The following is a 13,616-nucleotide window of genomic DNA, read 5'->3' on the forward strand; positions in this document are numbered from 1 at the left end:
GTTGGCTGTGACGCGCTGTTGGGCCCGCGTTGCTATCTGTTGGGCCAGGGTTGGTTCCTGTAGGGCCCGATTCGATCCTTCGTTGTCCACTTCGGAGCTATTCGTCCAAGTTGCCGCTGATGACTTCCAAGGCCAGGGCCTTGGCAGCCGTGGCCACCTCGCCCAATTCTTCCGACAAGGCCGCGATGAGACCCTCCATGAGAATGGTTTGCGGGATCCTGCTGGTAACTGTCACTTCTTCGCGGAAACTCAGATCACCCATGCCCACCACGAGCGAGAAGTCCGCCATAGCGGCCAGGGGGGAGCGCGCAAACGCCGTGATGGCCACGAGTGTTGCGCCGGCGTCCTTGGCGGCCTGGGCCACCCGGAGGCTGGAGCTGTTGGCGCCGCTTCCGCTGATGATCAGAAGGAGGTCCGACGGTGCAAGGAGGCGCGCCGAGATTTGTTGGCCAATCACATCCAGGGAGGATTCCGCGGGCCGGCCAATGGCGCTCAAGCGTGAGGCCATGTCGGCAGCGAGTGGCGCAGAAAGCCCATTGCCAACCACTAGCATGCGTCCGGCTTCAGCCATGGCCTTCACCGAGCTCGTCACGGCGTGGGGGTCAAGAAGCGCAGCCATGGTGGTGACGGCCTGGCCCACCTGCACAAAGGTGTCAGCCACCATGCCGGCGGCGCCCACCACTTTGGGCCGCTGATCCGTGCTGGCATACCCTGCGTCACGAGCCAAGAGGACGCGCAGTTGTTGGTAACCGGAAAAGCCCAGGCTCTGGCAGGTACGCACCACTGTAGCCCTGGAAGCGCCAGCCAAATCGGCCACCTGCTGGGAAGAAAGCTCCACGATTTTCTGGGTGTGTGCCAAGAACACGGCAGCCACGGCCTGCTCGGCAGGCAACAGGGAGGGACGGGCCGAACGGATATGGGCCACGACATGGCCAGGAGCATGCTCAGTCACTAGCTAGCCTTTCTGGGAGCGCTCGGCGCCAGTAGCGGAGATGATCTGTGAAATACGTGCAACTTCTGACTCATCGAGATCAAAAACAACCTCCGGGCTAATGCTCACAGGCAGCTGGAAACGTAGTGGCAACGTTCGCACTCGGGCCAGCTGTCCCACTTGGAGCTGCCCCGAAAGGTGGGGTTGGCCCTGCCGTTCGGATGACGCTCCAGGGAACGCGCTAATCGTTATAAGGGTACCGCCGCTGCCGGCAAGTGCCCGCTCGTGGCCAGGGGCAGCCATGACGTCATTGGAATTCACGATCCCCGAGGTCACCACCACAGGAATACGTGATGCCCCGGCGGCCAGCACATCCGTCAGGTGGTGGTGGTAGTGACCGCTGAGAATGGCAACCGTGTCCGTCCCGGCCAGCGCCTCGGCCAGCTGTTCGGCATTTTGCAACTCGATTCCCTGATGCAGGGCTGTCACCGGCTCAACCGGTGGATGGTGGATGACAACCACTGTGCCGTGTCCGTGGCGCGTGGACAGCTCCGCGCGCAGCCACGCCAACTGCTCACCGTCAACCAAACCGTGGGTGCGGCCCGGAACGGAACTATCCACAGTAATGACCCGGTACCCGGCGATATGGCTCATGCCCATAATGGGTGGTTCGTCTGCGTGCTCGACGGCGGCACGCTCCACGGCGGCCGGGACGTCAGCGTTGCTTCCCACAGTATTGCCACCCGCAAGCGGCCCGTGACCATTACCCAGAACTTCACGGAATCCGGCACGCTGATCGTGATTACCCATGGCATAGATGGCCACGGCACCGTGCCGGGACGCAAAGTCGCCGGTCAGCGAACGCAAGGTGCGGTAAGAAGCCGGGGACCCGTCGTCGGACACGTCCCCGGAAAGCACCACAAGATCCAGGGGACCGGCGTTCTCAAAGGCGGCGAGCGTGTGCTTGTAAGCGGCTACGGTATCGACCACGCCCTGGTGCAGCGCGGTCCCCTCCGTGAGTTGAGGGTCCATGAGGTGCATATCGCTGAGATGGAGGATGCGCAAGGTGGTCATGACGCCAGCCTAGGGGCCCGCCACGTACCGTGGATGAGTTTGTTGCGGACGGCGCCGGAAATTTGATCGATCACCATGGTGACAACTACGACCACGATGAGCAGCATGCCCACGGCGTCCCAATTGCGGAATTGGACGTTGTCCTGAAGCATCTTGCCGATGCCGCCGGCACCGATGAGTCCCAAAATGGCCGAGGCACGCACGTTGATTTCAAAGCGGTACAGCCAGAAGGAGAGCACCTCCGGGGCGGCGGAGGGCCACACGCCCCAGCGGATCAGCGCCAAGGTGCCGCCGCCGGTGGAGCGGACGGCTTCCTTGGGGCCCGGATCCACGCCTTCGAAGGCCTCGTAACCCCATTTACCCAAGGTGCCGATGGAGCCCACAGCCAAGGCTAAGGCGCCGGTGAACGGTGTTAGTCCGGTGACCGAGAGGATCAAAATGGCGATGACCACTTCAGGCACCGCGCGGATCACGGCAAAGATGAAACGTAAGGGAGCGTTGACGGCGCGCGGGGCCAGTCCCTTGGACGCTAGGAAGCTCAGCGGGAAGGAAATGATGATGCCCAAGACGGTGCCGATCCATGCCATTTGGACCGACAAAATGGTGGCCATGAAGGCCTCGCCAAACTTGCTCCAGTCCGGTGGGAATAACATCAGACCAACGTATTTGATGAGCTGGGCGGGGAAGTCGGCTAGGGCTGACCACTTGATATCCACCGACCAAAAGGCGGCAACCACAACCAGGCTCACCAGCAGCCAGAGGGTGGTGCGCAGCTTAGAGGTTGGTTTGACGGGTCGTGCTGTGGGATTGGGTTGCTGCACGGTCATGAGTGTCGCCACGCTACACCAACTTCTTTCGGAGCCAGGCGGAAAGCGATTCCAGCACCAAGACCAGCACCAGGATTTCCAAAATGATCAGTGACAGTTCGTGGTACCTGAAGAAACTGCGGACGTTGTCAATCAAGATGCCCAAGCCGCCGGCGCCCACCAGACCAATGACAGTGGAGGCGCGGATATTCAGTTCAAAGGTGTACAGCACCTGAGATGCAAAGCTGGGCAGGATCTGGGGCAACATCGCCGCCCGGTTGGCCTTGGGCCAGCTGGCGCCCGCCGCCAGTGCAGCTTCCTGTGCGCCGGCGTCCTCGCCATCGAGCGATTCCGATACCAATTTCACAATGATGCCAACGTTGAACAGCACCAGGGCCATGATGCCTGAAAGCGCACCAACACCCACCACAGCTACCAAAATTGAGGCAAACAAGATGTCCGGCACGCTGCGAATCATGTTCATCACGAACCGCACGCCCGCCAGCAGCTTCGGCCGCGGGTTCGTGGCCCGCGATGCCAGAAACGCTAGCGGCAGCGACAATGCCGAACCGATCACCGTAGCGATGACGGCCATTTGCAGGGTCTCCAGCAGAGCCGGAATGGTCTTGGGGAAGAACCCGTAATCCGGCTGGAGCAGCTGGATGATGTTGGTGGTGGCGTTGCGCCAGTTGGCTGCGATGGCCGGCAGATCAACCTGCACCCCGATCCCGGCCCAGATGGTAATTGCCACAAGAAGTACGACGGCGGCAAGAGACTTCGCGCCGTGGCGCGGCTTGGTGGGGCGCTGGGTCTTGGGCTGGGGCTGTGGGGAAGATGTTACGGAGGTACTCAAAGTTCAGCCTTGTTGCCTAGGACATCTTCTGCCGTCAGGGAGCGGCCATAGATGTTTTCAAAGACCGATTCATCGGCGTCGGCTCCCGCGCCATCAAAGACCACTTCGCCGGAGCGCAGGCCGATGAGCCGGTCACTGTAGCGACGGGCCAGGTCCAAGAAATGCAGGTTGACCACCACGGTGATGCCCAGCTCGGCGTTGATGCGTTGGAGATCGCGCATCACCACGTGGGAGGTGGGCGGGTCAAGGGAAGCCACGGGCTCATCGGCCAAGATCACCTGTGGCCGCTGCGCAAGGGTGCGGGCAATGGCCACACGCTGCTGTTGTCCGCCCGAGAGGCTCGAGGCCTTTTCATAGGCCTTGGGTACAATCTCGACGCGTTCCAAGGCAGCCATGGCGAGTTCGACGTCGTCGTTCTTCCAAGCGCCCAACAGCGTGCGCCAGGCAGGGGAGTGGTACAGCCTGCCCATCAGCACATTGTTGAGCACTGTGGTGCGCTTGGCCAGATTGAAGCTCTGGAAGACCATGCCTACATTGGAGCGCAATTCGCGCAGATCCTTGCCACGGAGCTGGGTTCCGCCGCGACCATTGAGCTGGTGAGCGCCGACGTTGATGCTGCCGCTGGTGATGGGGACCAGACCGTTGATGGTGCGGATCAACGTTGACTTTCCGGCGCCGGAAAGGCCCACAATTCCTACCATTTCACCGGCTGGAATGGTCAAGTTGATGTTTTTCAGGCCGGTGTAGCCATTGGGGTACGTCACCGATACATCGCTAAAACGGATATCCGCCGCGGTGTGCTCCATGGGATCTGCTTTCTATTGCCGTGCCGCCAAATGTCCCGCACCTCGAGGTGAGGGCGGGACATTGGTAGCACGCTGTGGAGTTGAGCTGTGGTGCTGGGCTGCTAGTGGTTCGGAACTATCAGCCCAGGCCGATGGAACGGGCTGCTTCCTGGGTCTTGCGCAGGCTATCCGGATCAGCTTTCGCCATACCGGTGATCTGGTAAATGGCCGTCAGTGCTTCAACGCCCTCGGGGGTGCCGGCGAAGTCGAGCATGGCTTGATCGATCTTGGTCTGCCACTCGGAGCTGAGCTTGCTGCTGATGGACATGCCGTCGTTGGGGACTTCATCCGTCAGAGCGAAGACCACTACCTTTTCGCCAACATCGGGGTTGTCCTTGGCAACTACTTCACGGGCGTCCCAGTAGCTGAAGCCAACCTCGGCATCGCCCTTGTAAACGGCAAGGACAGAGGCGTCGTTCGCAGTGACCTTGATGGGGGAGACATCTTCAATGGCAATCCCGGCATTCTTCATGGCGGCCACAGGGAAGATGTAGCCGGCAGGCGATGCGGGGGACAGCATGGACACGGTGGCGCCCTTGATCTTGGAGACTGCATCCAGCCCCGCGGGGCCATTCCCTGATGCGGTTCCGTTGCAGTAGAGCATGCCATTGGGCCCGGCAGCGGGGGTGTCGGTGCAGTACTTGGCAGGATTGTTGGTGAACATCTGCGCGGCGTAGCTGGACTTGTCCTTGCGGACCGTCTGCAGGGCAGGAACGGCGCCATACTTGTCGCAGGCCTGACTCATCTGCAGGGACGGGAGCATGCCGATCTGGGCCTGGTTGGAGCCGATAGCTTCCACAGCCGCCTGGTAATCGGCCGTGATGACGCCCTTGACGGGGATTCCCAAGCGGCTGCTCAGGGCTTCCTCCAGTGGTTTGACCGTGTCAACGAGCTTCTTGGCATCACCTGAGGGAACCAGCGCAAGGGTCAGTTCTGTCGGGGCGGCGGCGGAGGAATCACTGGTGCCGACGCAGCTTGTGGCCCCGCTTGCGCCGTTTGCCGCTGTGTCAGCGCTGTCCTGACTGACACCACAGGAGGAAAGTGCCAGAACGCTGGCCAGAGCCAATGTTCCCAATGCTGCGAGTTTGGAACGGTTCTTGATCACAGAGGTGCCTTTTCTGAGGAGGGAGTGGAAGTGCCCTGATGAGTGGAACTGAAAACGGCTGGATGGTTGGCCCAGCCGGAGATTGCGTCATACAGCAGTTCAAACCGAGGTGCACTCAGTGTTGCAGCGCCTGTTCGATGATTGAAACGGTCAATGTAGGCAGTTACGCAGCCATGGCGCGATGGCAGATCAATGTCATTGCTCCAGACATCGCCAACACTGAGCAACTCGTGTGGGGCTTTGCTTCTTAGCAGTTCGGGCAGGAGGCCAGAGAACCCGGCTGGTTTACCGGCGTCGGGCATGATCAGGTCAATGGAACCGGCCAAGCCCAGGGCGGCCAGTGATTCCGCTACGCCAGTCACAGGTGCATTGGTCAGTAGAACCCGGAAGGCAACACCAGCCAAGCTGTCCAAAAAGTCGGCCAAGCCTGGTGGGACTGTGATCTCCACTGTCCCGGCAGCCAGGCGCACTCGGCTTTGTGCGTAGGCGCGGTTGAGCCCGTCCGGCTCGATCAGTCCTTCGGCGAGGGCAGCCACCGCCGCATATCCGTCCTTATAGGCAGGTGCGTTGGGGTCTTCGCCTAGAAACGCGGCAAGTCCTTCCCGAAGTGCTTGGCGGGAGGGTTCTGGAATCTGTTCGGCAACGGCATCTGCATACGCAAGAACCGGGCCATCGCCCAGGCAGACGGTGCCATCAAAATCAAGAATGAGTAGCGGAAGAGGTTGTTCTGCAGCCACTTGAGCTGACGTCTTGAGGATCACAAAAATTAGCGTACGTGAGCGTGAACGCCTTGTCCATGAAAAACCAATCTGTGGAACAACTGTTCACGCAGTGTTTACATAGGAGTTCATTTTGGGTCCGGAGTGGCGCGATTCGGGCGCTCGCAGATACTGGGGTTGCGCCGATTCTCGCGGACACGGGTAGCAACGCAGGCTAGTGGCATAGAATCCGTGACATGCCTACAGGATCAGCCAAACCGATTAATCGTGCAGTGGCGGCAGCTTTGACGGTGGGGGCGGCCGGAGCTGCTGCTTTCATTGGTGCCCGGGCCTTCCGTGCTGGGACCACCCTGCCCGCGGGGGACTTTGGCGCCACCTTGAATGCGGCCGAAATCGGTGTGGAGTACGCGCCATCCGCGGCGGACCAGCTGAGCGAATTGATCACGTACCGCACGGTATTCTCCAGTGCCCGTGACCAGATTGAACTGGAACAGTTCACCGGGTTCATTGCCGCTTTGGAAAGGCTCTATCCTAAGGTCCACACAACGTTGAGTCGTGAGTTAGTCAATGGCCACGCATTGTTGTTTAAATGGGCTGGCAGCAGGGCTGACGCCGCGAGGCAGCCCACAGTATTGATGGGCCATTACGACGTCGTTCCAGTGGACACCCGTGATCACTGGACGTACCCGGGTTTCTCAGGACATCAACACGATGGTTATGTTTGGGGCCGGGGGGCTCTAGATGACAAGGGTGCCGTGGTGGTGATCATGAACGCCGTTGAATCCCTTATTGCTGAGGGGTTTACGCCCGCGCACGACGTTTACCTGTCCTTTGGCAACAACGAAGAGACTGTCGGCGACAGTGCCCAAGCGGCCGTTGCTTTGCTGGCCTCCCGGGGGGTCAGGCCCTGGCTGGTGCTTGATGAGGGTGGTGCCGTAGCACTTGACGCATTTCCTGGATTGAAGGTTCCCGCCGCCGTCATCGGGGTCGCCGAGAAGGGCATCCTGGATCTGGAATTGCTGGCGAGGGGAGCTGGCGGGCATGCGTCCACGCCGCCGCGGATGGGTGCCACAGCGCGCCTGGCGCAGGCCATAGTGGCGCTGGAAGAATCGCCGTTTCCGGCAGCCATGCCGGATGCCATCGCCGAAATGATGCGCCGTATTGGGATGCACAGTGGGTTCGTCACGAGGATTGTGACTGAGAACCTGTGGGCGTTCAAACCACTCCTGACTCAAGTGTTTGGTGTGCTTGGCGACGAAACCCGTGCCTTGACGCGAACCACCGTGGCGGTCACCATGCTCGAGGGGAGCAAGGCAACAAACGTCCTAGCGTCTGCAGCCCGGGCCAATGCCAATATCCGGATTGCTGTGGGGGAGAACATTGATTCTGTGGTGGAACAGATTCGGGACATCATTGATGATCCACAAGTGGAGCTAAGGGTGATTTCAGGGCACGACCCCTCACCCGTTTCCGCATTCTCGAACGAACAATTTGCGCTGCTGAGCCGCGCGGTTTCGGCGTCCTATCCCGATGCTGTCGTGACGCCTTATATTCAGACCGGGGCCACCGATTCGCGGCACTTCACTGCCATTTCGCCGGCCGTCTACCGGTTTTCACCGCTGTTGATGGATGGCTCGGACAGAGGTTCACTCCACGCCGTCAATGAACGGGTGCGGATCAGCTCACTGGGTGCCGGCGTGGTGTTTTATCGAGAACTGATGCAGGGGCTGGGTTAGCAGCCGGAAGCTACCCACGGGAAGTCATTCGCAAGTACACAGTGCGGAGCGGGCCTGGCGCGGCGCAGCTGACCAGAGGCTGCGCAGGAGGCCAGAGGCTCAATGTCGCCGATAGTTGGGGGCCTCGATGGTGTGCATTCCTCCACAGGGCTCCTAGTTTCCAAGGTCTTCACAATTAGCCGTACTCAGCCCAAAATGTCAGTGCCTTCTTCTGGAATATATGAATGGATACAGCGGCAAGGATGCCGGGGAAACCGGCGTTCGCTTCGACAGATTTTAGAGTTGGTGTCCATGTTCACCAACTTCTCAATCTTGCCGCAGCCCTCGTCCGAGCAGCCACCGCTATCACCGCCGCCGCTGATGCCCGAGCCGCCGAAGCCGTGGTTTTGGAAGATCAGAGCGCGGGCATTCCTGTCTCATCGGCCGCCAGTGATGATGCATCGCCGCTTCCCGGGGGACAGCCCTTTGGCATCGATTTGGGATCGCTTTCTCAAGCCGAGTTTGGACGTTGGTCGGAGGACCTCGAGCAGCTGGGCCGATTCCAACAGGCCATGTCGGTGCAGACAGCTGGCGAAACCGCCCAACGTGTTGCGGCTGGCCGGTATTCGGCAACTGGCGCTCACGGGGCCGTGGAGCTACTCATCACGGTCAGCCAAGTCGATCTTGATCGTCACGACGGGAGCGGCCGTGCCTTCACTGCTTACACCGGGCCGGTACCGTTGACGTTGTTTGAGCAGTCCCTGTGCGATCCCGACATCACCCGGATAGGCATGGGCCACGGGCAAGAGACCCTCAGCTTGGGGCGAACTCTGCGCCTGTTCACCGCAGCCCAACGAAAAGTTTTCCTCGCCCGGGATCTAGGCTCTTCCGTCCCCAACTGCACGGTTCCAGCACCGTGGACCGAGGCCCACCACACCATGATCCATCACAGTGATTGGACTGTGCAGATGATCGAGGGAACCCCCAGCTTCACGGCTCCGTACTATGTTGACCCAGGCCAAACCCCGCGCCGCAACCGCTATCACCGCGGCCTCACTAAGAAGCTGTGAGGAACCGACTCACGGATGTCCTGTCACGGACGTCCGCAGTTTCCTCGTCAGATCGAGCAGGGTTCGCATTTCGTCGTCCGACAAGGCAACTTCCATAAGCTCCATGATCCGCTGCACGTGAGCCCGCCCCACCGTCTTTTGCACGGCGATGCCTTCCTCGGTGAGCCCGATCAGGACCCCACGCTTGTCATCCTCGGCCGTCTTTCGTTGAATTAGACCACGCGATTCCAGCCGGTCCACCATCCGCGAAATGCTCGGCTGAGTCAGCAGCACATGATCATTGAGCTCGTTGAGCCGTAGCCAGCCACTAGGGCAAAGCGAGAGGTTGTACAAAACGTCGTACTCCCTGCTGCCCAGCGTCTTGAAAGTTGGCTCCTTCTGGAGTTCCCGCATCATGACAACCTGGGAAGTTAGGAGCGACTCCCACGACTCCGTAGCCAGTCGACGGTGCGCTGATGTTGCTGATGACATGTCACTTAACTCCTGATGTGGACGATGCGGACGGTGTCGAAGCCGTGGAACTTTCGACGGCGGCCGCTGCCTGTGCAGCGGCGCGGCGAGCCTCGAAGGTGGGACCTTCGGGGACGGAAGCAGGGCGGTTCTTGGCGAACTCCTCGCGGAGTGTGGGCAGAACATCGGAACCGAAGAGGTCCAGTTGCTCAAGGACAGTCTTCAGCGGCAGGCCTGCATGATCGACCAGGAACAGCTGGCGCTGGTAGTCGCCGAAGTAGTCACGGAATGCCAGTGTCTTTTCGATCATTTCCGCCGGGCTACCAACAGTCAGCGGCGTCTGGGAGGTGAAGTCCTCCATGGACGGGCCGTGGCCGTAGACAGGTGCGTTGTCAAAGTACGGGCGGAATTCGTTGACGGCGTCCTGCGAGTTCTTGCGGATGAAGAACTGACCGCCCAAACCAACAATGGCCTGTTCCGGAGTGCCGTGGCCGTAGTGTGCGTAGCGCTCACGGTAGAGGTTAATCAGCTGGATGTAGTGTTCCTTGGGCCAGAAGATGTTGTTGGCGAAGAAGCCATCGCCGTAGTAGGCGGCAATTTCAGCGACCTGAGGCGTGCGAATGGCACCATGCCAGACAAAGGGGGCAACGCCGTCGAGCGGGCGGGGTGTGGAGGTGAAGCCGCGCAGCGGGGTGCGGAACTTGCCCTCCCAGTTCACCACTTCTTCATCCCAGAGGCGGCGCAGGAGAGCGTAGTTCTCTACTGTCAGTTCCACGGAGTCCTGATTGTTCTTGCCGAACCACGGGTAGACGGCACCCATATTGCCGCGTCCCAGAACAATGTCGGAGCGGCCATCGGCCAGGTGCTGCAGCGTTGCAAAGTCTTCAGCAATCTTGACCGGATCATTCGTGGTGATCAGCGTGGTGCTCGTGGAGAGGATGATCTTTTCCGTTTGCGCCGCGATGTACGCCAAAATGGTGGAGGGGGAGCTGGGGTAGAACGGCGGGTTGTGGTGCTCGCCCGTAGCAAAGACGTCCATGCCGATGTCTTCGGCGTGCTTGGCGATGGTGGTGATTGCCTTCAGCCGCTCGTGTTCGGTAGGGGTGCGTCCTGTGGTCGGATCCATGGTGATGTCGCCAACGCTGAAAATTCCGAACTGCATGATCTGCTCCTTAGCTCCCGGGGTCTCCGGTAGATATATGCGTTTGTATCTATTATACGGCTCAACCCGCAGGGATGCGAATATGTTCCCGGCAGCGGAGTGCTATTAGGATGCTCACAGGGGCATGTAATGCATGTCACAAAAACTGTGGAGGTTGACCGTGGCAGCAGTGCAGCGTGGCATGGCAGGTACCGGTCTCAGACTCGCGCCCACTGCCACCGCCATTGTGGGTTTCCTCGTCTTGGTCGAGCTGACCAGCGGCATTCTTCAGGGATACTACACACCGCTACTGACGGACATCGCCAGGCATTTGGGCATCCACGACGCCGACGTCAACTGGTTTGAAGCTGCCCAACTCATGGTCAGCGCACTCGTTGTACCGGTGCTGGCAAAACTGGGCGATATGATCGGCCACCGAAAAGTGCTGCTCATCTCCACGGCCCTGACGGCTGCGGCCTCCTGGGGCGTGGCCTTCGCCCCCAACTTCTGGTTCTTTCTTGCGGCCTGGGCCCTCCAAGGTTTCTACGTGGTCTGGCTGCCGCTGGAAATTGCGCTGGTCTACAGCCGCTCCCACCATCGTCCGGACGGTGCTGCGCTGACACGCAAATCGGCGGGAATCCTCGTTGCGGGCCTCGAATTCGGCGTCATTGTGGGCGCCCTGGCCGGCGGCTTCATAGGTGGCCGCATCCCGGATCAGCTCTGGCTGACCCTGATGATCCCCGCCATTGCCGTCACCCTATGCTTCTTCGTCATCCTGTTCGGCGTGCCCGAATCCGAGAATCGCACCGGCGGCAGGCTCGACCTCGTAGGCCTGACTCTGCTGTCCACCGGCCTGCTGCTCATCACTGCAGGCCTGACCTTCATGCGCATCAATGGCCCCGGTACCTGGTGGGCGTGGGCCGCCGTCGTGCTTGGCCTTGCGGCGCTCATCCCGTTTACGCGCCACCAGCTGGGCCACAAAGATCCGCTGATCGACATCCGCCTGCTCCGCCAACCCAGCATGTGGCCGGTGCAGTTGACCGCGTTCCTGTTCGGCGTCTCGGTCCTGGGCGCGCAGGCGCCGCTATCCACGTTCGCCCGCACCGATCCTGCCGAGGTAGGCTACGGCCTCGGCGCCAGCGCGTCACTTGTCTCGGTCCTGATTGGCGTCTACGTCTTGGGTCTGCTGGCCGGTGCGCTGCTCTACCCGCTCGTCACCAGATGGACGACGCCGAGAATCACCTTGATGGGCGCAGCTTTCCTCGTTGCTGTGGGTTACCTGCTGTTCCTTCCGTTCCATGATTCGATGGCGCAGGTTCTGAGCAATATGGCGATTGCTGGTCTGGGCAGTGGTGCCTTGGTGGCCGCCTTGCCCTCGGCTGCCGCGGCCGCCGCACCGCTGACCCAAACGGGAATGGCTACGGGGCTCACCAATGCCACGAAGACTGTTGGTGGGGCCTTTGCTTCCTGCATCTTTGGGATTGCGCTGGCCGGTCAGGCGCTTGGCTCACTTACCTCTGAGGCCGGGTCCACGGCAGCTCCGCTTGCGGGTTACATGCTGGTCTGGACCATTTGTGGCGTGACAGCTTTGGTGGCTGCCGTGGCGTTGTACTTTGTCCCGAAGCTGGCGTTCGGCCCCACGCTGCCAGTCTGAGACGTTCCACGCCCCTCACGGACCTTTCCCCGGCGCCGGCCCGGTGAATTAGTCTTTCAATTGGAGAAAAGGCTCCCGACACGCCGCAAGCCGTTCCCGGCGACGAATCTACTCGGATAACCTTGAGGAGCGCACGCGACCGACGGCCTCCGGCAGGCCCTGATTCTGCAGGAACCTTTTGACCCGGTGACGCGAGAAATCTTCGAAAGGCACTTTCATGAGCAATTACAACGGGGCGCCTCAGCCTCCTGCGAACCTCCCGCCCGCAGGCTACCCGGCTCCTGGTTCCCCAGGTCCGGGCTACCCGGCACCCCAGCAGGGGCCGTCCAACCGCAAGGCGCTGTTCATTGTTCTGGGCTCGGTTGCCGTCTTCGTGGTGCTCGTCTTGGTTGCTGTCTTTGTCTGGGTTGTCCCCGCACTGACGAAAGTCGGCCCCACAGCCCAGCCCACAGCCGTGGCGGAGCAGACGGCATCGGCTGCCCCGTCCGCCGACGCTGCCACGGAAGCTGCCCCCAGTGCGGAAGCGACTCCCGGTGATGGCGGCGCGAGTGCGGATGCCGGAATGCCAGCCGATGCTATTGCCCTGCCTCCTGGCTGGGATGCGCTGGCCGGCCCCACCAACATCCCGGCTGACGGCGATCCGTTGTTCTCCAAGTTCGTCACGGGCGAGTCATCGTTCCAGTACCTGCAGTCTTGGGACAACGACAGTACCTTCGGCATTACCAAGGACCCTGAGACCGGCGAAGAGATGCAGCAAGTTGCCCAGGGCACCCCGGATCTGGATGCCGACGGCGTCTCCACAGCCTTTGCGTTCTTTGCAGAATCGAACCAGGGCAAGTTCGGCAGTGATCCGGCCAAGGTGAAAGCTGCCATCAAGGCCACACAAGACAAGCTGTCCAAGGCGTCAACGACCGAGCTGACCCAGCAGCTGGTGGGCAACAAATGTGCCAGCGATTTCACCTCCAGCACCCCGGAATCGCGCGAGTTCCGCCGCGGCCTGGCCGTGGTGGTGCAGTTCAGCTGCAAGACTGCCGCGGGGGAAGCTATCCAGGCAGTCAACCTGTTCTCCGTCACCCCGTGGGGCACGCCCCAGATGATGGGAGTCAGCGGCCACAAGAGCTACTGGGATGCCCACCCGGGAACGTTTGAGAAGATTGCCAACTCCTACCGCATCAACAAGTGGAAGCAGCAATAGCCAAACAAACGCATGACAAGAGTGCAAGAAAAAAGTGCCGCCTGACTGTGAGTCAGGC

Annotated in this window: 13 protein-coding genes; 4 read left to right on the plus strand and 9 right to left on the minus strand. The window is 60.8% G+C overall.

Annotated features, from left to right (window positions below; translation table 11 throughout):
* Positions 1-97: 97 nt before the first annotated feature.
* The 7 genes from CXQ93_RS05595 to CXQ93_RS05625 form a co-directional block, all read right to left on the minus strand.
* Entirely contained in the window at positions 98-952 is an 855-nt protein-coding gene (locus CXQ93_RS05595; RefSeq protein WP_104109477.1) for a MurR/RpiR family transcriptional regulator, read from the minus strand.
* A gap of 3 nt (positions 953-955) precedes the next feature.
* Complete coding sequence (locus tag CXQ93_RS05600) at positions 956-2,005, minus strand: metallophosphoesterase (protein ID WP_104109478.1); 1,050 nt, start codon at positions 2,003-2,005, stop codon at positions 956-958.
* Complete coding sequence (phnE, locus tag CXQ93_RS05605) at positions 2,002-2,832, minus strand: phosphonate ABC transporter, permease protein PhnE (protein ID WP_104109746.1); 831 nt, start codon at positions 2,830-2,832, stop codon at positions 2,002-2,004. Before phnE (CXQ93_RS05605) ends, CXQ93_RS05600 begins: the two co-directional genes overlap by 4 nt.
* Positions 2,833-2,845: 13 nt before the next feature.
* Positions 2,846-3,664, minus strand: coding sequence for a phosphonate ABC transporter, permease protein PhnE (gene phnE, locus CXQ93_RS05610; RefSeq protein ID WP_104109479.1), 819 nt, complete (start codon positions 3,662-3,664; stop codon positions 2,846-2,848).
* Entirely contained in the window at positions 3,661-4,470 is an 810-nt protein-coding gene (gene phnC, locus CXQ93_RS05615) for a phosphonate ABC transporter ATP-binding protein (protein ID WP_104109480.1), read from the minus strand. The genes phnE (CXQ93_RS05610) and phnC overlap by 4 nt, the downstream gene beginning before the upstream one ends.
* Before the next feature lie 118 nt (positions 4,471-4,588).
* The gene (gene phnD, locus CXQ93_RS05620) at positions 4,589-5,614 is read right to left on the minus strand and encodes a phosphate/phosphite/phosphonate ABC transporter substrate-binding protein (protein WP_104109481.1); all 1,026 of its coding nucleotides are present in this window, start codon (positions 5,612-5,614) and stop codon (positions 4,589-4,591) included.
* Positions 5,611-6,375, minus strand: a complete 765-nt coding sequence (locus CXQ93_RS05625; RefSeq protein ID WP_104109482.1) for an HAD family hydrolase — start codon at positions 6,373-6,375, stop codon at positions 5,611-5,613. Before CXQ93_RS05625 ends, phnD begins: the two co-directional genes overlap by 4 nt.
* 194 nt (positions 6,376-6,569) lie before the next feature.
* On the opposite strand from CXQ93_RS05625, the gene CXQ93_RS05630 reads away from it, so the two are divergent.
* Together CXQ93_RS05630 and CXQ93_RS05635 are read left to right on the plus strand one after the other, a co-directional pair.
* The gene (locus CXQ93_RS05630; RefSeq protein WP_104109483.1) at positions 6,570-8,069 is read left to right on the plus strand and encodes a M20/M25/M40 family metallo-hydrolase; all 1,500 of its coding nucleotides are present in this window, start codon (positions 6,570-6,572) and stop codon (positions 8,067-8,069) included.
* A 224-nt stretch (positions 8,070-8,293) separates the two neighbouring features.
* On the plus strand, positions 8,294-9,118 hold the full coding sequence (locus tag CXQ93_RS05635; RefSeq protein ID WP_146073169.1) for a hypothetical protein: 825 nt from the start codon (positions 8,294-8,296) through the stop codon (positions 9,116-9,118).
* Positions 9,119-9,127: 9 nt separating this feature from the next.
* On the opposite strand, the gene CXQ93_RS05640 is transcribed toward CXQ93_RS05635, so the two are convergent.
* Positions 9,128-9,589 (minus strand): MarR family winged helix-turn-helix transcriptional regulator, encoded by a 462-nt coding sequence (locus CXQ93_RS05640; protein WP_104109485.1) that lies wholly within the window; start codon positions 9,587-9,589, stop codon positions 9,128-9,130.
* A 1-nt stretch (position 9,590) separates the two neighbouring features.
* Positions 9,591-10,730: a CE1758 family FMN-dependent luciferase-like monooxygenase gene (locus CXQ93_RS05645; RefSeq protein ID WP_104109486.1), complete on the minus strand. Its 1,140-nt coding sequence runs from the start codon at positions 10,728-10,730 to the stop codon at positions 9,591-9,593.
* A 181-nt stretch (positions 10,731-10,911) separates the two neighbouring features.
* Here CXQ93_RS05645 and CXQ93_RS05650 point away from each other — a divergent pair, with 181 nt between their 5' ends.
* A complete protein-coding gene (locus CXQ93_RS05650) occupies positions 10,912-12,363 on the plus strand; it encodes an MFS transporter (protein ID WP_104109747.1) in 1,452 nt (483 codons plus the stop codon).
* Between the two features lie 217 nt (positions 12,364-12,580).
* Complete coding sequence (locus CXQ93_RS05655) at positions 12,581-13,558, plus strand: hypothetical protein (protein ID WP_104109487.1); 978 nt, start codon at positions 12,581-12,583, stop codon at positions 13,556-13,558.
* The last annotated feature ends 58 nt before the right edge of the window (positions 13,559-13,616 follow it).

This window comes from Arthrobacter sp. N199823 (assembly GCF_002929705.1).
Lineage (GTDB): Bacteria > Actinomycetota > Actinomycetes > Actinomycetales > Micrococcaceae > Specibacter.